Below are 20,216 nucleotides of genomic sequence, written 5' to 3'. Positions count from 1 at the left end.
TCCCGCTGGAGGCGGTGCTGCCGCCGGGGGTCGTCCTGCAGGACGTGCCCGCGTTCCCGGTGTCCGCGGCCGTCGAGGGGCTGCTGGCCGCCACGGCCGTGGGGGCGCTCGCCGGGATCGTGCCGGCGACCATGGCCGTGCGGGCGAAGGTCATCGACGCGATCCGGTACTGAGGCGATCGGCTGCCGAGCGCGAGCGGGGCCCCGCGGTGCGCGCACCGCGGGGCCCCGCTCGCGCTCGGCAGCCGATCGCCTCAGTACCGGATCGCGTCGATGACCTTCGCCCGCACGGCCATGGTCGCCGGCACGATCCCGGCGAGCGCCCCCACGGCCGTGGCGGCCAGCAGCCCCTCGACGGCCGCGGACACCGGGAACGCGGGCACGTCCTGCAGGACGACCCCCGGCGGCAGCACCGCCTCCAGCGGGAAGTTCGAGACCAGCAGCACCGACAGCGCCACCGCCGCGAACCCGGCCACGAAGGTGGCCGCCACGCTCTCCAGGAGCACCGCGAAGAACACCCGGCCGCCGGTGGCGCCGAAGCTGCGGCGCACGCCGATCTCCCGGATGCGCTGGCGCACCGTCACCAGGCCGACGTTGAGCACGCCGATGCCGCCGAGGACGAGGGCGAAGACGCCCACCCCGCGCACCCCGTAGGCGAGGACGAGGTCGACGACGCCGAGGGCCTCGCCCGCGTCGGAGCGGTAGACGCTCACGTAGTACCCCGGCAGGCTGCTCTCGAGCTCGGACTGCAGCACGGCCACGAGGGCCTCCGCGTCCGCGTCGGGCACCCACAGCTCCAAGGTGGGCGGCCCGCTCATCGCCGGGTCGATCAGCCCCCACGCCTGCGCGGCGGAGTTCAGCACGTACGCGGCGGGCACCTCCGGGTCGGAGTAGGGCACCTCCATGACTCCCACGATCGTGGCGGTCACCGGCCGGTCGCCGCCGAGCGCGACCGTCGTCGGTGCCCGCTCGTCGAAGCCGCCGAGCAGTTCCGCGAAAGCCCCGTTGACGACGAGGCGGGGCGAGTACGCCGCGTCGTCCCCGGCGTTCAGAAACCGTCCCTCGTCCGTGAGTGCGCGGTGCATGGTGCCGTAGTTCGGGTCCACCGCGGAGAAGGTGACCAGCTGCGCCCCGGAGGGGAAGCGCACCGTCATCTGCCCGGAGCCCTGCGACACGAAGCCCGACCAGGTGATCTCGTGGCGCTCGGCCGCTTCGCGCATCGCCCGCACGGCCGTGTCGGCGCTCTGCGCACTCGTCGGGCCCGTCATCGGCGAGGCGGACGCCTGCAGCGTCGCCGCACGGCCCGAGGACCGCTCGGTGCTCTCCAGCATCATCTGCCGGCCCATGTTCCCGGCCGCGGTGATGGTGGTCATCGCGAACACGGCCAGGAACACCCCGACGAGGGAGAGCACGACGCGGGTGCGGTGCACGCGGACCTCGCCCCACGCCTCGGTGACGGCCGCGACGGGCCCCAGCAGCCAGCGGCTCATCACACCGTCTCCCGGTGCGCGGTGGCGGCGGCGACGGCGTCGCGGGTGATCTCGGTGAGCACGCCGTGGTCGAGGCGGAACTGCCGGTCGGCGCGCGCGGCCACCGACAGGTCGTGCGTGATGGTGATCAGGGTGGTGCCGTCCACGCGCACGAGCTCCTCCAGGACGTCCATGACGGCCGATCCGGTGTCGACGTCGAGGGCGCCGGTGGGCTCGTCGGCCAGCAGCACGCGGGGCCGGCGCACCAGGCTGCGGGCCAGGGCGACGCGCTGCTGCTCACCGCCGGAGAGCTTCTCCGGCATGGTGTCCAGCCGCCCGCCCAGGCCGACGCGCTCCAGCATGGCGCGCGCGATCCGCTTGCGGGCCAGGAACTCCCGGCCGGAGGCGTACAGCAGCGGGGAGGCGACGTTCTCGGTGGCGGTGCGCCCCGGCAGCAGGTTGAACTGCTGGAACACGAACCCGAACGTCTCCCCGCGCAGGCGCGCGGTGCGGCGGGCGGACAGCCCGCTCACCGGGCGACCGTCGAGCAGGTACTGCCCGGAGGTGGGGGAGTCCAGCAGGCCCACGATGTTCAGCAGCGTCGACTTGCCGGAGCCGGAGCGGCCGACGACGGCGACGTGCTCGCCGGCGGCGACCTCGAGGTCGACGCCGGTGAGGATGCGCAGGGTCGTGCCGTCGGGCAGGGGCACGGAGCGGCTGACCTGCTGCAGGGACAGCGCGGCGGTCATCGCTCAGTACCCCCCGTACATCCCGCCGGGGGCGTACGGGTCGCTCACCTGGTCGCTGCCGGGCGTGAACTGCAGGACCTGCGCGCCCTCGGTCAGCCCCTCGGTGACCTCCACGACCGCGCCGTCGGTCAGGCCGAGGCCCACCTCGGTCTCGGTCTGGGCGCCCGTGGCGTCGACGACCCAGACGGTTCCGGTGTCCACGCGGCCGCGCACGGCGGTCACGGGCACCGTGAGCACCCCGGTGGCCGTGCCGGCGGTGACGTCCACGGTGGCGGACAGCCCGGCGAAGACCTGCACGCCCTCGGGCACGCGGCAGGAGACGGTGGCGCCGGTGGTGGCCTGCGCGGGGTCGGCGTAGGGGTCCACGTAGCCGGCGTCCGGGGCGGGGGCCTCCGGGGCGGTCGCGCTGGGCGTGCCGGTGCGCAGGTCCGTGCACTCGAACGTGCCGGGCCCGCCGGGGACGGTGACCTGCGCGGTGGTGGGCGGGGCGAGCAGGCGGAACTGCTGCTCCTGCGTCAGGGGCGCGGAGGCGCTGAGGGTGCCGGGGGAGACGGTGGCGACGGCCTGCCCGACGCTGACCTCCTGCCGGGGCAGGACGTCGAGGGTGGCCAGCGTGCCGGCGGCGGGGGCGGTGACGTTCACCGCCCGGGTGCGCGGGGCCGCGGGGGCCGCGGGGGCGGCAGGGGCGGCGGGCGCCGCGGGATCGGTGGCGGGGGGCGCGGCGACCGCGGTCTCCTCGACGGGCACGAGGACCGTGAACAGCACGGTGCCCTTCTCGACGGCCTGGCCGACCTCGGCGCGCACCTTGCCGACCTCGCCGGCGGCGGTGGACTTCACGGTGGTGGCGGGGTCGGCGGAGATGGTGCCGGTGAGGGAGACGGTGTTCACCACGTCGCCGCGCACGACGGCCGTGGTGGCGGGCTCGAGCACCGCGGAGGGGCTGGCGGCGGCCTCCCCGTCGGCGGTGGTGGCGCGCCCGAAGGCCAGCCACAGCAGGGCGACGGCGATGGCGGCCCACACCACCAGCCGCAGCGAGGGGAAGACGATCGTGCGGAAGACGCCCACGCGCCCTACCTCCGGGTGGTCCTGGGGGGTGGTGCGGTGCGCCGGAGCGCGCGCCGGTCGGCGCGTCGTGGAACCCCGCCGCCGATCCCCCGAGCGGCTCGGCGAGCGCGGCGAACCTAGCAGCGGCGGAGGGGCGCCCGTGAGCGTTCGCGGCGAACGGCGCCCCGTCGGCCTGTGGAGGTTCGGTGGTGTTCCAGGGCTCAACGAGACGGGGCTCACGCGGGCGGCCCGGACGGGGTCCTTGCACGGGGGCGCCTCCGGGGCCTACCGTCTGGGAAGCGCTTTCCAACCACGCCCCGTGCAGGGGCGCGACCCGGTGAGGAGGAGGAGCAGCGATGACGCAGCGCCTCGGAGTGGTGATGAACGGCGTCACGGGACGCATGGGCTACCGGCAGCACCTGGTGCGCTCGGTGCTGGCGATCCGCGAGCAGGGAGGTGTGGAGCTCTCCGACGGCAGCCGCGTGCAGCTCGAACCCCTGCTGGTGGGCCGCAACGAGGCCAAGCTGCGCGAGATCGCCCAGCGGCACGGCCTGGAGCGGTGGACCACCAGCGTCGACGACGCCCTCGCCGACGACGACTACCCGGTCTACTTCGACGCGCAGCTAACCTCGGTGCGCGAGCGCTCCATCCTCGCCGCGATCGCCGCCGGCCGGCACGTCTACACCGAGAAGCCCACCGCCGAGACCCTCGAGGGCGCCGTGCGCCTGGCGGAGGCGGCCACCGCCGCCGGCGTCAAGAACGGCGTCGTGCACGACAAGCTGTTCCTGCCCGGCCTGCGCAAGCTCAAGCGGCTCGTCGACTCCGGCTTCTTCGGCGAGGTCCTCTCCGTGCGCGGCGAGTTCGGCTACTGGGTGTTCGAGGGCGACTGGCAGCCCGCGCAGCGCCCCAGCTGGAACTACCGCGCCGAGGACGGCGGCGGCATCGTCGCCGACATGTTCTGCCACTGGAACTACGTCCTCGAGCAGGTCATCGCCCCCGTCGAGGCCGTCACCGCCCGCGCCGTCACCCACGTGCCCGTGCGCCACGACGAGAACGGCGAGGCGTACAAGGCGACCGCCGACGACGCCGCCTACGCGATCTTCGAGCTCGAGGGCGGGATCATCGCCCAGCTGAACTCCTCCTGGGCCGTGCGCGTCGACCGCGACGAGCTCGTCGAGTTCCAGGTCGACGGCACCCTCGGCAGCGCCGTGGCCGGCCTGTTCGGCTGCCGCGTGCAGCCGCGCAGCGCCACCCCGCGCGCCGTGTGGAACCCCGACCTGCCCGAGCAGCACCGCTACCGCGACGACTGGCTCGAGGTCCCCGACAACGAGCCCGGCGGCTTCGACAACGGCTTCAAGGTGCAGTGGGAGCAGTTCGTCCGCCACGTCGTCGAGGACGCCCCCCACCCCTACGACTTCGCCTCCGGCGCGCGCGGCGTCCGCCTGGCCGAGGCCGGCCTGGCCTCCTCCGCGCAGGGCCGGCGCATCGAGCTGGCGGAGCTGGCCCTGTGAGCGCCCCCGCCGAGGCGCGGCCCGCCACCGCGGCCGGGCACGCCACCACCGGCACCGTGCTGCGCCTGCCGCGCCGCAGCGCCGGCGGCGGCGTGGAGGTCGTCGAGCACGCCGTGCACGAGCCCGTCGCCTGGGAGGTGCCCGCGGGGCCGCCCACCAGCCGCATCGCGTTCGCCGCCGCCCACGTCGTGCCCCGCACCGGCTCGGAGACCGTGCCCGGTGCCCCGGCCGAGCTGGACTGGGACGCCACCCTGGCGTTCCGGCACCGCCTGTGGGGCCTCGGGCTCGGGGTCGCCGAGGCCATGGACACCGCCCAGCGCGGCATGGGCCTGGACTGGGCCGCCACCGCCGAGCTCGTGCGCCGCAGCGCCACCGAGGCCGCGGCCGTCGGCGGCCGCATCGCCGCCGGTGCCGGTACCGACCAGCTCGCCCCCGGCACCCACCCGCTCGCCGACGTCGTGGCCGCCTACGAGGAGCAGATCGCCGTCGTCGAGGACGCCGGCGCCCAGGTGATCCTCATGGCCAGCCGGCACCTGGCCGCCAGCGCCCGCAGCGCCGAGGAGTACGCCTCGGTGTACGGCCGGCTGCTGGGGCAGGTGCAGCGCCCCGCGGTGCTGCACTGGCTGGGGGAGGTGTTCGACCCGGCGCTCGCCGGCTACTGGGGCTCGCGCGACGTCGCCGCCGCCACCGACGCGTTCGTGGACCTCGTGCACGCGCACGCCGGGAAGGTCGACGGGGTGAAGGTCTCCCTGCTGGACGCCGACCACGAGCGCGAGCTGCGCCGCCGGCTGCCCGCGGGCGTGCGCCTGTACACCGGCGACGACTTCAACTACCCCGAGCTCATCGCGGGCGACGGCGAGCACCGCTCCGACGCGCTGCTCGGCATCTTCGCCGGCATCGCCCCCGCCGCCGCCGCGGGCCTGGCCCGCCTCGACGCCGGCGACACGGCGGGGTTCCACGCCGCCCTGGACCCCACGCTGCCGCTGGCCCGGCACGTGTTCGGCGCACCCACGCCCTACTACAAGGCCGGCATCGCGTTCCTCAACTGGCTCGACGGCCGCCAGGACGGCTACGCGATGGTCGGCGGCCTGCACGCCGCGCGCAGCGCCGTGCACCAGGCCGAGACGTTCCGGCTCGCCGACGAGGCCGGCGTGCTGGCCGAGCCCGAGCTGGCGGCCCGGCGCCTGCGCACCTACCTGGCCGTGCACGGCTTCGAGGCCTGAGCCGCCGGCCGGCCCGCCGACCGGTGCGCCGGCGGCGGGCCGGTCAGCGCGCCCGCAGCTCCGCCCACAGCGAGCCGTCCACCGCGTCGACGTCCACGTCCAGGGCCAGGTGCGCGGGCAGGCGCGCCTGCAGCGCCCACGCCACCGCGGCGGTCGTGGCCGGCGCCGCCTCGACCGCCAGGGTGGCCGGGCTCCCGCCCGGCGGCAGGCGCAGCGTCACCGTGCCGTCCGCGCACGACGGCAGCACCGTCGTGAGCACCCCGCGCACCCCCGCGAGGAACCCCTCGTCGTCGCCGCGCACCGCGCGGTCGTCGACCACGTCCACGGTGCAGCCGCGGGCACGGGCCGCGCGCAGCTGCGCGCGCACCGGCTCGTCCAGCAGGGCCCGCGCGCGCAGGTCGTCGCGCAACCGGCGCTCCAGCCCCACCGCCGCGCGCGGCAGCTGCTCCCAGGCGCGCTCGTCGGCCGGGTCCGCGGCCGCCACCCGCCGCAGCAGCGGAAGCGCCCCCAGGTCCAGGTCCGCCCGGCGCTGCCGCGCGCTGGCGCCGCGCGCCGCGACCGCGGCCTCCTGCGCCGCGGCCCGCGCCGCCACCTCCTCGTAGCGCGTCACCTCGCGCGCGGTGCGGTCGAACAGCACGCGCACCCCGACCGCCGCGCTGAACCACAGCAGCGCCGGCTGCTCCAGGGCGGCGATCCACGCGGCCGGCTCCACCACACCCGCCCGCAGCACCAGCACCGCCACGACGAGCGCGGACGCCACCTCCGCGGCCAGCGCCGCCGGCCACCGCCGGCGCACCACCAGCGCCACCACGAGCACCTGCGTCGCGCCCGGCCACCAGTTCGCGTAGGTGCGCCACGCGGTCACCGGCAGCCACGGCATCACCGCCAGCCCGGACAGCGGCACGAGCGCGGCCGCCGCCCAGGCCGCCCCGGCCCCCAGCCGCGTCGGCCCGCCCAGCAGCGGCCGCAGCAGCAGGGCCGACGCGGTCAGCACGGCGCCCACCGCCACCAGGCTCAGCGAGGGCAGGCGGTGCACGTCCAGCGACAGCAGCGCCGGCAGCGGCGCGTGCGAGACCAGCCACAGCGCCGCCCCCGCGGCGCAGGCGCGCTGCACCGCCCTCACCGCCCCGTCCCCCCGTCGAGCCCGTCGTCCCCGTCGTGCCCGTCGCCCGGCGCCGCGGGCAGCACCGGCACGGACAGCAGCGCGCAGGTGCCCGTCCCCGGCCACGAGCGCAGGCGCGCCGCACCGCCGACGGCGCGGACCCGCCCGTGCACCGACACCGCCAGGCCCAGGCGCCAGGCGCCGGGCGCCCGGGCGCCGAACCCGGGGCCGGCGTCGCGCACCTCCACCAGCAGCCGTTCCCCGTCCGCCCCGGCGCGCAGCCGTGCGCGCACCCGCACCGGTGGGGGAGCGCCGGTGGCGTCGGCGCCGTGGCGCACGGCGTTGCGCACCAGCTCCGCGGTCGCGGTGCTCAGCGCCTCGGCGGCCTCGGGGTCCAGCGCCCCCACGTCGCCCGGCCCCTCGCCCGGCCCCTCGCCCGGCCCGTCGAGCAGCGCACCCGGGTGCAGCTCCCGCACGGCGTCCGCCACCCGCGCCCACACCCGCGCCACCGGCAGCGCCGCCCGTGCCGCCGGGCGCTCACCCTCCACGCGCGCCAGGGCGGTGCGCGCCGCCTCCCGCGCCTCGGCGCGCCCCGCCGCCCCGCGAGCCTGCGCCGTCGTCGTCAGGGCGGCCAGCACGTCGTCGTGCACGATGGCGTCCCAGCGGGTGTTCTCCAGCTCTGCGGCGCGCGCCGCGGACTCCCGCGCCGCCGCTTCCTCCGCGCGCGAGCGCGCCTGCTCCAGCCGGGCGCCCGAGGAGCGCACGGCCGCCACCGCCACCCACACCGCCGGGACGACCACGAGCACCAGCAGGGCGTCCAGGGCGAACGCCACCGGGGGCACCACCCACACCCCCGCCGCCTGCACCAGCGCGCGCAGGCCGACGTGCACCAGGCCCAGCCCCACGGCCGCACCCAGGCCGGCCGCCACCGCCCCCGCACCCGCGGTCAGCGGCGACAGGGCCAGCACCCACGGGGCCTGCTCGGCCCGCCCGGGGACCACCAGCGGCCACGTCGCCAGGGCCGCGTCCCCGAGCACGACCAGCGCCCACGGCAGCCACGGTCGCGGCCGGCCGTGCGCCGCCTGCGCCAGCAGCAGCACCAGCAGCACCGCGTAGCCGGTGAGGACGGGCACGCTCCACGCCAGCGGGGGCCGGGGCCCGTGCCCCGCGCTCGCGGAGGCGATCGTCGGCACCAGCGACAGCAGCGACAGCGCCAGCACCAGGGCGACCAGGCGGTGGCCGCTGCGCGCGGTCACCCGCCGGGCGGGGGGCCGCCCGCACCGGGCACCGGTGGCGCGGCGGGAGGGGTGGCGGGGGGCAGCGGGCTCAGCACGCCGTCCTCCACGGCGCGCCGGTACAGCTCCATGCGCGTGTAGGCGGGCCGGTCCAGCGCGGCGTACTTGGCGCGGATGCGCTTGAGGTAGCTCTTGGCGGTCTCCAGCGTCACCCCCAGGCGCAGCGCCACCGAGCGCGCCGGCATCCCCCCGGCGTACAGCTCCAGCACGCGGCGCTCCTGCGGCGAGAGGTGCCCGGCCAGGTCGGCGTCGACCTGCAGCGCCGCGGCCGTCTCCGCCGACGGCAGCGTCTCGCCGTCGGCGACCGCGCGCAGCGCCTCCGCCAGCGCCGCCACCGGGCGGTCCTTCAGCAGCACGCCCTGCGCGCCGGCGCGCAGGGCCTCGGAGGCCTCGGCGTGCTGGCGGCCCTCGGTGTAGACGAGGACGCGGCTGCCGGCCCGCAGCAGCGCGCCGACGTTGTCCGCCGGCCGGGAGCCGTCGCCCAGGCGCAGGTCCAGCAGCACCACCGGGACCGCGCCGCCACCGCCCGCGGCGTGCTCGTCACCGGTGGTGCCCCCACCGAGGGCGCGCAGCAGCTGCGGCACCGTCGGCGCGGTCGCGACGAGCTGGACGCCGTGGTCGGCCAGCTCCACGCGCAGCCCCGTCAGCAGCGCCGGGTGGTCGTCCACGGCCGCCACGCGCAGCACGGCTCCGGGTGCGGTGGGTACGGGCTCCTGCTCCACTCGGGTGACCTCCTTCGACCGCGGAGCCTAGCCAGTCCACAGCCCACCACCGGCACGGACGGTGGGCGGCGGCGCCTGCGGGGTGGTGCCCCGGGGCGCCGCGGGAACGCGCGAGGGGGCGGTGCCGCGACCGCGCGGCACCGCCCCCTCGACCGTTCACGACCGGTTCACTCCCCGGTGCCGACCAGGCCGATCTGGCAGGTCAGCCCGTTCGGGCCGTGGTTGCAGTACCCGTTCGGGACCTTGTGCAGGTACTGCTGGTGGTGCTCCTCCGCGTACCAGAACGGGCCCGCCTCGCTCGCCGGGCGGATCTCGGTGGTGATCTCGCCGTGCCCGTGCCCGGTCAGCTCCCGCTGGAACGTCTCCCGGGTGCGCTCGGCGGCCGCCCGCTGCTCGTCCGTCGTCGTGTAGACGGCCGAGCGGTACTCGGTGCCGCGGTCGTTGCCCTGCCGGTAGCCCTGCGTGGGGTCGTGGTTCTCCCAGAAGACCTTCAGCAGCTGCTCCGGGCCGGTCACCGACGGGTCGTAGGCGACCAGGACCGTCTCGGCGTGCCCGGTGCGGCCCGTCACCGACTCCTCGTACGTCGGGTTCTCGGTGAAGCCGCCCTGGTACCCGGCGGCCGTGGTCACCACCCCCGGCTGGCGCCAGAAGATGCGCTCCGCCCCCCAGAAGCAGCCCATCGCGAACGAGATCACCTCGGTGCCCTCGGGCCAGGGGCCCTGGAGCGGCGTGCCGAGCACGGCGTGGGTGGACGGGACCTCGAAGCGCCGCACCGGCGAGCCGGGCAGGGCCTCCTCGCGGGTCACCATGCGCGTCTTGTACGGGTTGCCGAACAGCAAGACCAGCTCCTCCCTCGTGGTGCTCCGTCCAACCACGGGGACCGCCGGGACCTTCCCCGCCGTGCGTAGGCTTGCCGACCGTGACGACTCCCGACAGCCCCGCCGGCGGCACCCCCGCGACGCCCGGCTTCTCCACCCGCGCCCTGCACGCCGGTCAGGAGGCCGATCCGGCCACCGGCGCCGTCGTGACCCCGATCTACCAGGTGTCCACCTACAAGCAGGACGGTGTCGGCGGCCTGCGCACCGGCCTGGGCACCGGCTACGAGTACTCCCGCTCCGGCAACCCCACCCGCACCGCCCTGGAGGTGCAGCTCGCGGCCCTGGAGCAGGGCGACGCCGCCTTCGCGTTCGCCTCCGGCCTGGCCGCCGAGGACACCGTGCTGCGCGCGCTGCTCAAGCCCGGCGACCACGTCGTCATCCCGAACGACGCCTACGGCGGCACCTACCGCCTGGTGAAGAAGGTCGCCGAGCCGTGGGGCGTGGAGCACACCCCCGCCGACCTCGCCGACCTCGACGCCGTGCGCGAGGCCGTCCGTCCCGGCGGCACCCGCCTGGTGTGGCTGGAGACGCCCACCAACCCGCTGCTGACGATCGGCGACATCGCCGCCATCGCCGAGATCGCGCACGCCGCCGGCGCGCTCCTCGTCGTCGACAACACCTTCGCCACCCCGTACCTGCAGACCCCGCTGCTGCTGGGCGCCGACCTCGTCGTGCACTCCACCACCAAGTACGCCGGTGGCCACTCCGACGTCGTCGGCGGCGCCGTCGTCGTGCGCGACGGCGACGACGGCCGCGGCAGCACGATCGCCGAGCGCATCGGCTTCCACCAGAACTCCATGGGCGCCGTGCCCGGGCCCTTCGACTCCTGGCTGGTGCAGCGCGGCCTGAAGACCCTCGCCGTGCGCATGGAGCGGCACTGCGACAACGCCGAGCGGATCGTGGAGTTCCTGCAGTCCCACCCCCGCGTGACGAAGGTGCTGTACCCGGGGCTGCCGGAGTTCCGCAACCACGACGTCGCGGTCAGGCAGATGCGCCGCTTCGGCGGGATGATCTCCTTCCGCACCGCCAGCGTCGAGGACGCCCTGAGCGTGTGCAAGGGCACCGAGCTGTTCACCCTCGCCGAGTCCCTCGGCGGTGTGGAGTCGCTCGTGGAGCACCCCGGGAAGATGACCCACGCCTCGGTGGCGGGTTCCCTCCTGGAGGTCCCGGACGACCTCGTGCGCCTGTCCGTGGGCCTGGAGGACGCGGACGACCTCATCGCGGACCTCGCCACCGCCCTGGGCTGAGCCGGCCGGTCCGGTCCCGTCCGCGTGGTCGCGGTGGTGGGCCGGTGGGGGTGCTGCGGCCGGCTCTCCGCCCGCTGCTCGGTGCACCGCGTCGGGTGAACACCGAGGGCGGGCTCCGGACGCCGGCCTCCGCACCCCCACCGTCCTGCCGTGCGCTGCGGTGAGCGCCGGGACCAGGGTCGGCTCCAGGGCTTCCTCGTCTCGGCCCGTGGTGCCCGCCCGGGCGGGAACCCGGCCCTGATCTGGAGCTCCCCGGTAGGGGAAACCCCCGCACCGGGACACCCGCTCACCCCCTCGAACGAGACGCAGCCCTCCGGTCGGATGGGAACACCCACCCGCCGACGTCAGGAGAACGACGTGACCACCACCACCCTCGCCGCCCCCTCGCGCCGCTCCCTGCTCAGCGCCCTCGGGGGAGCCGCGCTCACCGCCGGGGCCGTCGCCGCGGCACCCGGTGCCGCCGCGACCCCCCGCCGCCGGCGCCACCCGCTGCAGGAGCACCTGGACCACCTCGTGCACGACGTCGGGTTCCCGTCCGCGCTGGCGAGCGTGCGTGACGCCGACGGGCGCGTGGACGACCTCACCGCGAGCTCCGTCGGGCCGGTGCCCGTGGACGGGCGCGTCCGCGTCGGCAGCAACACCAAGACGTACGTGGCGACCGTCGTGCTGCAGCTCGTCGACGAGGGGCTCGTCGACCTCGACGAGCCGGTCGAGGCGCACCTGCCCGGGCTGCTGCGCGGCCCCGGCGGGGACGGCCGCGAGATCACGGTGCGGCAGGTCCTGCAGCACACCGCCGGCCTGCCGAACTACACCGGGTTCTTCGGCACGACCGACTGGTTCGCCCTGCGGGAGCGCTACTACGAACCCCGGCAGCTCCTCGACCTCGTCGCCGAGCAGCCCGCGACGTCGGCGCCGGGGGAGACGTGGGCGTACAGCAACACCGGGTACGTGGTCGCCGGGCTGCTCGCGCAGCGCGTCGCCGGCCGGCCCCTGGCCGAACTGGTGCGGACCCGGATCACCGAGCCGCTGGGACTGTGCGAGACGTTCTTCCCGCACCCCGGGGAACAGGGTTTCCGCGGCGAGCACCCGGCGGCGTTCCACCGCGACTCCACCGCGCAGCCGTGGCGGGACATCACCGAGCTGGACCCGTCGTGGGGGTGGGCGGCCGGCGCGCTCGTCGCCTCGCCCAGCGACCTCAACAGGTTCACGGTCGCGCTGCTGTCCGGCGAGCTCCTGTCCGGCGACGCGCTGGAGCAGATGCGCACCACCGTGCCGTCGCCGGACCTGTGGGAGGGGGCGCGCTACGGCCTGGGGCTGTCCAGCTCCCCGCTCCCGGGAGGTGAGCCGCTGTGGGGGCACGGCGGGGACATCCCGGGTTTCGAGACGCGGGGAGGCGCCACCGAGGACGGGCGCGCGGTGACGATCGCGGTGACGGCGCTGCCGAACGGTGTCGCTGCCGACGAGGAGGGGGCGCTGGCGGTGGCGCACGAGGTGCTGGACGCCGTGCGTGCTGCCTTCGCCTGAGTTCTTTCCCCGGGTTCCGTCCGCGTGGTCGCCGTGGTGGGCCGGTGGGGGTGCTGCGCCACCGCTGGGCAGCGCCCCTACGACGCGCGGCGACGGGAGGAACGCCCCGACCGCGAGCGGAGGTAGTCGTCGACGACGAACTGCCCGAGGCGCTCCGGGCTGGGGGAGAGGACGCGGCCGCCGTTGCGGCGGGCGACGGCCTCGACGAAGCGGCGCAGACCGGGGTCCTCGCCGAGCATGAACAGGTTGATCGTGGCGCCGAAGCGGGTGAGGTGGTCCACCTCGGCGACCGTGGCGCGGATCGTGGCGCTGGTGGGGGGCCATTGGAACACCGCCTCGGGGGTGCCGGTGCTGTCGTCGAGGTGGGCGGTGGGTTCGCCGTCGGTGATGACGAGGACGACGGGTTCTGCGTCGGGGTGCCGGCGCAGGTGGCGGCGGGCGATGCTCAGGGCGTGCTGGAGGTTCGTGCCCTGCACGAAGTCCGGTTCGGCCTCGGCCAGTTCGGTGAGGGTCATGGGGGCGGCGTGCAGGCCGAAGCCGATGACCTGCAGGGCGTCGCCGGGGAACTTCGTGGAGACGAGGTGGCTGAGGGCGAGCGCGGTCTCCTTCATGGGGCCCCACCGGCCCTCGGCGGCCATGGAGAACGACAGGTCCACGCAGAGGGCGACGGCGGCGGAGGCGCGGCGTTCCGTCTCGACGACCTCGAAGTCCTCCCAGCTGAGGCGGACGCCGCCACCGGGGGTGGGGCGGGTGCGGCGCAGCGCGTTGGAGACGGTGCGCACGACGTCGAGGGGCTGCTCGTCGCCGAACTCCCACCGGCGGGTGGCGCCGGTGGGTTCCCCGCCGGCGCCGGCGCTGGTGTTCTCGTGGTCGCCGCGACCACCGCTCGTGACGCGGTTCAGCACGTCGCGCAGCGCGGTCTGCCCGAGTCGGCGCAGCGCCTTGGGGGAGAGGGTGAGGCCCTGCCCGGAGCGGGTGAGCCAGCCCTGCCGCTGCAGCTCGCGCTCCAGCTCCTTCAGCCGGCGCAGGTCGTCGGCGGCGCCGCGGCCGAGCTGGCGCTCCAGGGCGTCGACGTCGACGTCGTCCAGGGTCGCGCCGGGGTGCTCCTGGCCGAGGGAGTCCAGCAGGTCGTCGAGCTCGGAGATGTCCTGCAGGGCGTCGGCGGCCTCGCCGTAGCCGAGGGGTTCGCTGCCGCGCGCGCCGCGCACGCGCTCGCCGCGACCGGTGTCGAGGTCGGGGCGCAGGGCGCGCAGGTTGTCGGAGAGCTGCGACATCTGCGCCTGCAGGTCGAGGTCGTCACCGAACGCCTGCTGCACGAGCTGCGACAGCTCCTCGCGCTGCTGGGGGGACAGCGAGCGCATGAGGCGGGACGCGGCGGCGGCGCGGCGGGCGAGCAGGTCGACGAGGCCGTCGAGGTCCTCCACGCCCTCCGCGTCCGCGCCGAGGGTCTCGCCGTGCTCGGACATGAAGTCCTCGAAGTCGGCCTGCGTGTCCTCGCCGCGGGCCCGCTTGGCGAGGAGGTCGTTGAGGTCGGCGACCATGTCCTTCATCGCCTGCAGCGCGGCCGGGTCTCCGCCTTCCAGCGCCTGCTTCATCCCGTGGAACTGCTGGCCGAGGACGTCCTCGCGCAGCCCGTCGAGGATCTGCCGGTACTGCTGCCGGGCCTGCTCGGAGGCCCAGTCGTAGTCCTCCAGGTCGCGCACGGCCCGGGCGGTGGAGCGGGGCAGGGCGTCCAGGCGCGCTTCGGCGAAGCGGGCGTCGTCGGCGCGCGGGTCCTCACCGGTGCGGGCGGCGAGCTCCTCGCGCTCGGCGGCGAGGGCCTGGTCGAGCTGGGCGCGGGCCTTCGTGAGCGCGCCGTCGAGGTCGCCGCGACGTGCGGCCTCGCGGCGCAGGCGGGCGGCGCGGGCCCGCAGGTCCTCCAGGCCGGAGCGCCCGTCGGGGCCGTGGCGCAGCAGGTCGCGCAGCGCCTCGCGCAGCGATCCCCCGTCCAGCACCTCGCGCCCGACGCGGTCGAGGGCGGCGCGCACGTCGTACGGCGGGGCGAGGGGGTCGGGGCCGCCGGCCCACTCGCCGTAGCGGTAGCGCCCGCCGCGCCGTCGCGCCCAGGAACGGCCCCGCGCATCGCTCATGCGCCCGACGCTACGTCCGGTGCGGCCGCGCCGCCACGCCCGTCCTGCGCCGACCACCCCACCCGCATGACAGCTTGTCTTTACAAAAGGGGGTGTTCCGGTGGCATGATGGCGCGGTCCGCCGACCCGTGACCGAGGAGGCTCCCTCGTGACCACCACGACCGCCAGCTCCACCGCCGCCGCTGGCAGCGCCGCGTCGCAGCGCAGCGACCACCCGCTCGTCGAGCACTGGATCGGTGGTGCCCCGACCGCCGGGTCCGGCGACCGGTTCGGTGACGTCTACGACCCCGCGACCGGCCGCGTCACGAAGAACGTGGCGGTGGCCGCCCCCGCGGACGTGGAGGCCGCCGTGGCCGCAGCCAGCGCTGCGTACCCGGCCTGGCGCGACACCTCGCTGGCCCGGCGCACCACGGTGCTCTTCAAGTTCCGCGAACTGCTGAACGCCCGCAAGGGCGAGCTCGCCGAGATCATCACCGCCGAGCACGGCAAGGTCCTCTCCGACGCCCTGGGGGAGATCTCCCGCGGCCAGGAGGTCGTGGAGGTCGCCTGCGGGATCAACCACCTGCTCAAGGGCGGGTTCACCGAGAACGCCTCGACCAAGGTCGACGTGTACTCCGTGCGCCAGCCGCTGGGCGTGGTCGGCATCATCTCGCCGTTCAACTTCCCGGCCATGGTGCCCATGTGGTTCTTCCCCCTGGCGATCGCGGCGGGCAACACCGTGGTGCTCAAGCCCAGCGAGAAGGACCCCTCGGCGGCCAACTTCATCGCGCAGCTGTGGAAGGACGCCGGTCTGCCCGACGGCGTCTTCAACGTCCTGCACGGCGACAAGGTCGCCGTGGACGGGCTGCTCACGCACCCCGACGTCGCCTCGATCTCCTTCGTGGGGTCGACTCCCATCGCGCAGTACGTCTACGAGACGGGCACCTCCCACGGCAAGCGCGTGCAGGCCCTGGGCGGGGCGAAGAACCACATGCTGGTCCTGCCCGACGCCGACCTGGACCTGGCCGCCGACGCGGCCGTCAACGCCGGTTTCGGCTCCGCCGGTGAGCGCTGCATGGCCGTCTCGGCGCTGGTGGCCGTGGACTCCATCGCCGACGAGCTGATCGCGAAGATCAAGGAGCGCGTGGCGACGCTGCGCACCGGTGACGGCCGCCGCGGCTGCGACATGGGACCGCTGGTCACCGGCGCGCACCGCGACAAGGTCACCGGTTACGTCGACGCCGGTGTGGCCGAGGGCGCCGAGCTCGTCATCGACGGCCGCGAGGTCGTCCCCGACGGCGACGCGGACGGCTTCTGGCTGGGCCCCACCCTCTTCGACAAGGTCTCCACGGACATGTCGATCTACACCGACGAGATCTTCGGCCCCGTCCTGTCCGTGCTGCGCGTGGACGGGTACGCCGACGGCGTGGAGATGATCAACGCCAACCGGTACGGCAACGGCGTGGCCATCTTCACCAACGACGGCGGCGCGGCCCGCCGGTTCCGCAACGAGGTTCAGGTCGGCATGATCGGGATCAACGTGCCGGTGCCGGTACCGGTGGCGTACTACTCCTTCGGCGGCTGGAAGGCGTCCCTGTTCGGTGACACCCACGCCCACGGCACCGAGGGCGTGCACTTCTTCACCCGCGGCAAGGTCGTCACCGAGCGGTGGCTGGACCCCTCCCACGGTGGGCTGAACCTGGGTTTCCCCCAGAACTCCTGACGACCGGCTCCGGGGGCGCTGCCCGCTGCGGCACCGCGCGCAGCGCCCCCGGCGGTCCACCCGGTGCCCCCCACGACCGGGTGAGGGCCTGCGCCGACTCAGCGGCGGTCGCGAGCGGCGGCGACGCGGGCGTGCAGGCCCAGCAGCCGGGGCACGCCGACGTGGACGGCGAACAGCACGACCAGCGCGGTGAGCACCCCCGTGCGCAGCAGGGACGGCCAGCCCTCGGTCAGCGGCGCCATCACGGCCTGCCCCACCGCCACGCTCGGGAAGATCACCAGCCAGGTCAGCAGGGCGCGCACGTGCACCGACGGTGCGCGCACCGGTGCGGTCGTGGCGGGAGCGGTGGCCGGCGGTGCGCCGGGGCCCGACCGCGGTCGTGACGGTGTGCTCAAGGGACTCCCCGGTCGTGCGGCTGGAGCTCCAGGTTACCGGTGCGCCGGCCGCGGATTCCCGTCCCATTGAGCGGGCGCCACCCTTCTGGCGGCCGGGTGGCGCGTGTCACGGTCGCGGTGACGCCGGAGCCGCCGTCACCGCGAGGCGGACCGGACGACCCCACCCGTCCGTCCCAGGAGGCCGCAGTGTCGCTCGCCCCCACCCCGACCGCCCGATCGCGGGCACCCCTGTTCGTCCTGTGCTGGTTGTGCTTGATGGCCGACGGGTACGACCTGCTGGCCTACGGCGCCACGCTGCCCAGCCTCATCGGGCACCCGCCGTTCCTCCTCACCGTCGAGCAGGGCGGGCACATCGGCAGCCTGGCCCTGGCCGGGATGCTGGCCGGTTCCCTCGTGGCCGGAACCCTGACCGACGTGGTCGGCCGCCGCCGCATCTTCATCTCCAGCGTGGCGCTGTTCTCGGCCGGCACGCTGATCACGGGCCTGGCGCCCACGCTCGAGGTCTTCGTGGTGTTCCGCACCCTCACCTGCGTGGGCGTGGGTGGGCTGCTGCCGACCGCCGTGGCCCTCGCCTCCGAGTTCGCCCACCCGCGCAACCGCTCCCGCACGCTGGGCCTGGTCCTCACCGGCCCACCGCTGGGCATGCTCCTGGCGTCCTTCGTCGCCTCCCAGGTCGTGCCCGCCCACGGTTTCCGCCCCGTGTACGTCGCGGGCGGTGCGGTGCTGCTGCTGGTCCCGGTGCTGGTGAAGCTCCAGCCCGAGTCGCCGGCGTTCCACACCGCGCGCGGCCGGCACGAGCTGGCCGCAGCGCTGCGCGCGCGCTACGGGCTGCCCCCCGAACCGGTCCCGGCACCCACCTCCGGCGCGACGGGCGGGCGCAACCCCCTCGCAGGCCTCCTCGGAGGCCACGATCGGCTGCCGACCCTGCTGATCTGGGGGACGACGTTCTTCAGCCTGCTGACGGTGTTCGGCATCAGCACCTGGCTGCCGCAGGTGATGACCCGGTCCGGGTACGGGCTCGGCTCGTCCATCGTCCTGCTCGGCGTGTACTGCACCGGGGCGGTCGTCGGGACCCTGGTCGCCTCCGCGCTCGCTGACCGCGTCGGGCCCAAGCCCCTGGTGCTCGCCGGGTACCTCACGGCCGCCGCCTCCCTGCTGGCGATCTCCCAGCGGCCGCCGACGCCGCTGCTGGTCGTGCTGGTGCTGCTCGCGGGGTTCGGTGGGCTGGGTACCCAGAACGTGCTCAACGACCTGATCTCCCGGTACTACCCCGCCGCCCACCGTGCCAGCGGGCTGGGCTGGGCCCTGGGCGTGGGGCGGCTCGGGGCCATCGTCGGCCCCACCTTCGGGGCCTGGGCCGTCGCCGGTGACGAACCGCTCAGCGCCACGACCACCGCCTTCGCCGCGACCGCTCTCGCGGGCGCGCTCGTCGTGCTGTTCGTGCCCGCGCAGCGGCGTGCCCCCGAGGAGCGGGCCGTGAGCCCCCGGGGACCGCGCGAACCCCTGAACGCCACCGGAGGGGCGTCGTGATCTCCACCTCCCTCGACGACCTGCCCGAGCGGGCCGACGTCCTCATCGCCGGCGGCGGACCCAGCGGGTTGTTCCTGGCGCTGGACCTGGCCCGGCGCGGCGTGCGCTCCCTCGTGCTCGAACCCCGCGTCGAGATCGACTGGACCCGCCCGCGCGCGAAGACGACCAACGCCCGGACGATGACGCACCTGCGCCGCCTCGGCCTGGCCGACGAGCTGCGCGCCGCCGCACCGCTGCCTGTGTCCTACTCCGACAGCGTCATCTTCTGCACCTCGCTGGCAGGGCGGGAGCTCACCCGGTTCACCGGTGCCTTCCAGTTGCAGGACGGCCGCTACGAGCCCCAGCCGGAGTGCGGGCAGCAGGTTCCGCAACCGGTCGTCGAGCAGGTGCTGCGGGCGGCGGTGGCCCGTGAGGAGCGCACCGCCCTGCACCTCGGGGCCCGTTTCGCCGGCTCGTCCACCGCACCCCGGGAAGGCCCGCTGGTCACGGTGGAGGACGGCTCGGGAGCCCGTGCGCACGTCCGGGCCCGCTACCTGGTGGGCGCCGACGGCGTGTCCTCCGCCGTGCGGGCGGACCTGGGTGTGCGCCTGGAGGGGTCCTCGGCGGCCAAGTCGAACCTCGGTGTGGTGTTCCGCTCGCGCGGTACCGCCGGGGCCGTGGTCCTGGACCCGGCGGTGCAGTACTGGGTCGTCGGCGGCGAGTACGCCGGCATGGTCGGGCGGCTGGACCTCGGCGACCTGTGGTGGGCGATCGTCCAGGGCTACGACCCGGATGCCCCGAAGTTCTCGGGCGTGCCCACCGAGGACGTCCTGCGCGCGCTGGTCGGCGCCGACGTCGATGTCGACGTCGTCGCCCAGGACCCCTGGACGGCGCGCATGCTGCTGGCGCCGACCTACCGGCGCGGCGCCACCTTCCTGCTCGGCGACGCCGCCCACGCCAACCCGCCCTGGGGTGGGCACGGGTTCAACACCTGCGTGGGCGACGCCGCGAACCTGGCCTGGAAGCTCGCCGCGGTCCTCGACGGCTGGGCGGGGGAGGACCTGCTCGACAGCTACGAGGCCGAGCGCCGCCCCGTCGCCCGGCGCACCGTCGAGGAGGCCGCGCGCAACGGCAGGCTCCTGGCCGACGACCTGCTCGATCCGCACCTGGAGGAGGACGGGCCGGCCGGTGAACGGGCCAGGGACCGGGCGGCCCGCGCCCTGGCCGTCAAGGAGAGCGAGTTCCACGCGCTGGGCCTGGTGCTCGGTTACGCGTACACCGGTTCACCGCTGTGCTCACCGGACCCCGACCCGGCGCCGGACCCCGACCCGGTCGCCTACCGCCCCTCCGCGGTCCCGGGGTGCTTGCTGCCGCACGCGTGGCTCGACGCTCGCACGTCCCTGTACGACGTCCTGGGACCGGGTTTCACGCTCCTGCTCGACGCCGACGCGTTTCCCGCCGTTCCCGACCCCGGTGCCGCCGGGGCACCGCTGGAGGTGCGGTCGGTGCGTCATCCCGCACCCGGCAGCACCTTCACGCGGGTGTGGGGCGCGCCCGCGGTGCTGGTGCGCCCGGACCAGCACGTCGCCTGGCGCGGCTGCGACGTCGGCGAGGTCCCCGCGGCCCTCGCCCGCGCCACCGGTGCCGCGCCCGCCGCCGGCGGCCGGCGCCTGACGACCGTCGCCTGAGGGCGCCCGTGCCCGCCCCGCGACCGTGCG

16 protein-coding genes are annotated in these 20,216 nt (G+C 75.7%); 7 read left to right on the top strand and 9 right to left on the bottom strand.

Annotation, left to right across the window (positions count from 1 at the left end):
- Positions 1 to 253: 253 nt before the first annotated feature.
- From V9U69_RS12430 to V9U69_RS12420, 3 genes are read right to left on the bottom strand one after another with little or no spacing between them, the layout of a single operon-like run.
- Entirely contained in the window at positions 254 to 1,489 is a 1,236-nt protein-coding gene (locus V9U69_RS12430; RefSeq protein ID WP_337062136.1) for an ABC transporter permease, read from the bottom strand.
- On the bottom strand, positions 1,489 to 2,217 hold the full coding sequence (locus V9U69_RS12425; RefSeq protein WP_337062135.1) for an ABC transporter ATP-binding protein: 729 nt from the start codon (positions 2,215 to 2,217) through the stop codon (positions 1,489 to 1,491). The genes V9U69_RS12430 and V9U69_RS12425 overlap by 1 nt, the downstream gene beginning before the upstream one ends.
- Before the next feature lie 3 nt (positions 2,218 to 2,220).
- The gene (locus V9U69_RS12420) at positions 2,221 to 3,282 is read right to left on the bottom strand and encodes an efflux RND transporter periplasmic adaptor subunit (RefSeq protein WP_337062134.1); all 1,062 of its coding nucleotides are present in this window, start codon (positions 3,280 to 3,282) and stop codon (positions 2,221 to 2,223) included.
- A gap of 335 nt (positions 3,283 to 3,617) precedes the next feature.
- Here V9U69_RS12420 and V9U69_RS12415 point away from each other — a divergent pair, with 335 nt between their 5' ends.
- Complete coding sequence (locus V9U69_RS12415) at positions 3,618 to 4,772, top strand: Gfo/Idh/MocA family protein (protein ID WP_337062133.1); 1,155 nt, start codon at positions 3,618 to 3,620, stop codon at positions 4,770 to 4,772.
- Positions 4,769 to 5,995 carry a dihydrodipicolinate synthase family protein gene (locus V9U69_RS12410; protein WP_337062132.1) on the top strand — a complete coding sequence of 409 codons (1,227 nt, stop codon included), beginning with the start codon at positions 4,769 to 4,771 and terminating at the stop codon, positions 5,993 to 5,995. The genes V9U69_RS12415 and V9U69_RS12410 overlap by 4 nt, the downstream gene beginning before the upstream one ends.
- Positions 5,996 to 6,038: 43 nt before the next feature.
- On the opposite strand, the gene V9U69_RS12405 is transcribed toward V9U69_RS12410, so the two are convergent.
- The 4 genes from V9U69_RS12405 to msrA all read right to left on the bottom strand — a co-directional run bounded on the left by V9U69_RS12405 (position 6,039) and on the right by msrA (position 9,923).
- Positions 6,039 to 7,118, bottom strand: coding sequence for a hypothetical protein (locus tag V9U69_RS12405; protein WP_337062131.1), 1,080 nt, complete (start codon positions 7,116 to 7,118; stop codon positions 6,039 to 6,041).
- Positions 7,115 to 8,353, bottom strand: a complete 1,239-nt coding sequence (locus V9U69_RS12400) for an ATP-binding protein (RefSeq protein ID WP_337062130.1) — start codon at positions 8,351 to 8,353, stop codon at positions 7,115 to 7,117. The genes V9U69_RS12405 and V9U69_RS12400 overlap by 4 nt, the downstream gene beginning before the upstream one ends.
- Positions 8,350 to 9,114 carry a response regulator transcription factor gene (locus V9U69_RS12395; RefSeq protein ID WP_337062129.1) on the bottom strand — a complete coding sequence of 255 codons (765 nt, stop codon included), beginning with the start codon at positions 9,112 to 9,114 and terminating at the stop codon, positions 8,350 to 8,352. The genes V9U69_RS12400 and V9U69_RS12395 overlap by 4 nt, the downstream gene beginning before the upstream one ends.
- A 167-nt stretch (positions 9,115 to 9,281) precedes the next feature.
- Complete coding sequence (gene msrA / locus V9U69_RS12390; protein ID WP_442907758.1) at positions 9,282 to 9,923, bottom strand: peptide-methionine (S)-S-oxide reductase MsrA; 642 nt, start codon at positions 9,921 to 9,923, stop codon at positions 9,282 to 9,284.
- A 110-nt stretch (positions 9,924 to 10,033) separates the two neighbouring features.
- On the opposite strand from msrA, the gene V9U69_RS12385 reads away from it, so the two are divergent.
- Together V9U69_RS12385 and V9U69_RS12380 are read left to right on the top strand one after the other, a co-directional pair.
- Positions 10,034 to 11,239, top strand: coding sequence for a cystathionine gamma-synthase (locus V9U69_RS12385; RefSeq protein ID WP_337062127.1), 1,206 nt, complete (start codon positions 10,034 to 10,036; stop codon positions 11,237 to 11,239).
- Positions 11,240 to 11,560: 321 nt separating this feature from the next.
- Positions 11,561 to 12,763 (top strand): serine hydrolase domain-containing protein, encoded by a 1,203-nt coding sequence (locus V9U69_RS12380; protein ID WP_442907755.1) that lies wholly within the window; start codon positions 11,561 to 11,563, stop codon positions 12,761 to 12,763.
- A gap of 77 nt (positions 12,764 to 12,840) precedes the next feature.
- Here the strand turns inward: V9U69_RS12380 and V9U69_RS12375 are convergent, their stop codons facing one another.
- Positions 12,841 to 14,892, bottom strand: a complete 2,052-nt coding sequence (locus tag V9U69_RS12375) for a vWA domain-containing protein (RefSeq protein ID WP_337062125.1) — start codon at positions 14,890 to 14,892, stop codon at positions 12,841 to 12,843.
- Between the two features lie 232 nt (positions 14,893 to 15,124).
- Between V9U69_RS12375 and V9U69_RS12370 the strand changes: the two genes are divergently transcribed.
- On the top strand, positions 15,125 to 16,594 hold the full coding sequence (locus V9U69_RS12370) for a CoA-acylating methylmalonate-semialdehyde dehydrogenase (protein ID WP_442907757.1): 1,470 nt from the start codon (positions 15,125 to 15,127) through the stop codon (positions 16,592 to 16,594).
- Positions 16,595 to 16,692: 98 nt separating this feature from the next.
- On the opposite strand, the gene V9U69_RS12365 is transcribed toward V9U69_RS12370, so the two are convergent.
- A complete protein-coding gene (locus V9U69_RS12365) occupies positions 16,693 to 16,896 on the bottom strand; it encodes a hypothetical protein (protein ID WP_337062123.1) in 204 nt (67 codons plus the stop codon).
- Positions 16,897 to 17,175: 279 nt separating this feature from the next.
- Between V9U69_RS12365 and V9U69_RS12360 the strand changes: the two genes are divergently transcribed.
- A complete protein-coding gene (locus V9U69_RS12360; RefSeq protein WP_337062122.1) occupies positions 17,176 to 18,519 on the top strand; it encodes an MFS transporter in 1,344 nt (447 codons plus the stop codon).
- Positions 18,516 to 20,186 carry an FAD-dependent monooxygenase gene (locus V9U69_RS12355; RefSeq protein ID WP_337062121.1) on the top strand — a complete coding sequence of 557 codons (1,671 nt, stop codon included), beginning with the start codon at positions 18,516 to 18,518 and terminating at the stop codon, positions 20,184 to 20,186. The genes V9U69_RS12360 and V9U69_RS12355 overlap by 4 nt, the downstream gene beginning before the upstream one ends.
- Positions 20,187 to 20,216: the final 30 nt, after the last annotated feature.

It is taken from the genome of Kineococcus sp. G2 (assembly GCF_037154035.1).
Taxonomy (GTDB): domain Bacteria; phylum Actinomycetota; class Actinomycetes; order Actinomycetales; family Kineococcaceae; genus Kineococcus.
The sequence above is the reverse complement of the archived record's forward strand: the minus strand, read 5'-3'. Positions and strand labels throughout refer to the sequence as shown.

Excerpts from the sequence above, each read along its gene's own strand:
- V9U69_RS12380 (WP_442907755.1), top strand. The coding sequence starts at position 11,561 with ATGGGAACACCCACCCGCCGACGTCAGGAGAACGACGTGACCACCACC.
- V9U69_RS12415 (WP_337062133.1), top strand. The coding sequence starts at position 3,618 with ATGACGCAGCGCCTCGGAGTGGTGATGAACGGCGTCACGGGACGCATG.
- V9U69_RS12375 (WP_337062125.1), bottom strand. The coding sequence starts at position 14,892 with ATGAGCGATGCGCGGGGCCGTTCCTGGGCGCGACGGCGCGGCGGGCGC.
- msrA (WP_442907758.1), bottom strand. The coding sequence starts at position 9,923 with ATGGTGACCCGCGAGGAGGCCCTGCCCGGCTCGCCGGTGCGGCGCTTC.
- V9U69_RS12425 (WP_337062135.1), bottom strand. The coding sequence starts at position 2,217 with ATGACCGCCGCGCTGTCCCTGCAGCAGGTCAGCCGCTCCGTGCCCCTG.
- V9U69_RS12430 (WP_337062136.1), bottom strand. The coding sequence starts at position 1,489 with ATGAGCCGCTGGCTGCTGGGGCCCGTCGCGGCCGTCACCGAGGCGTGG.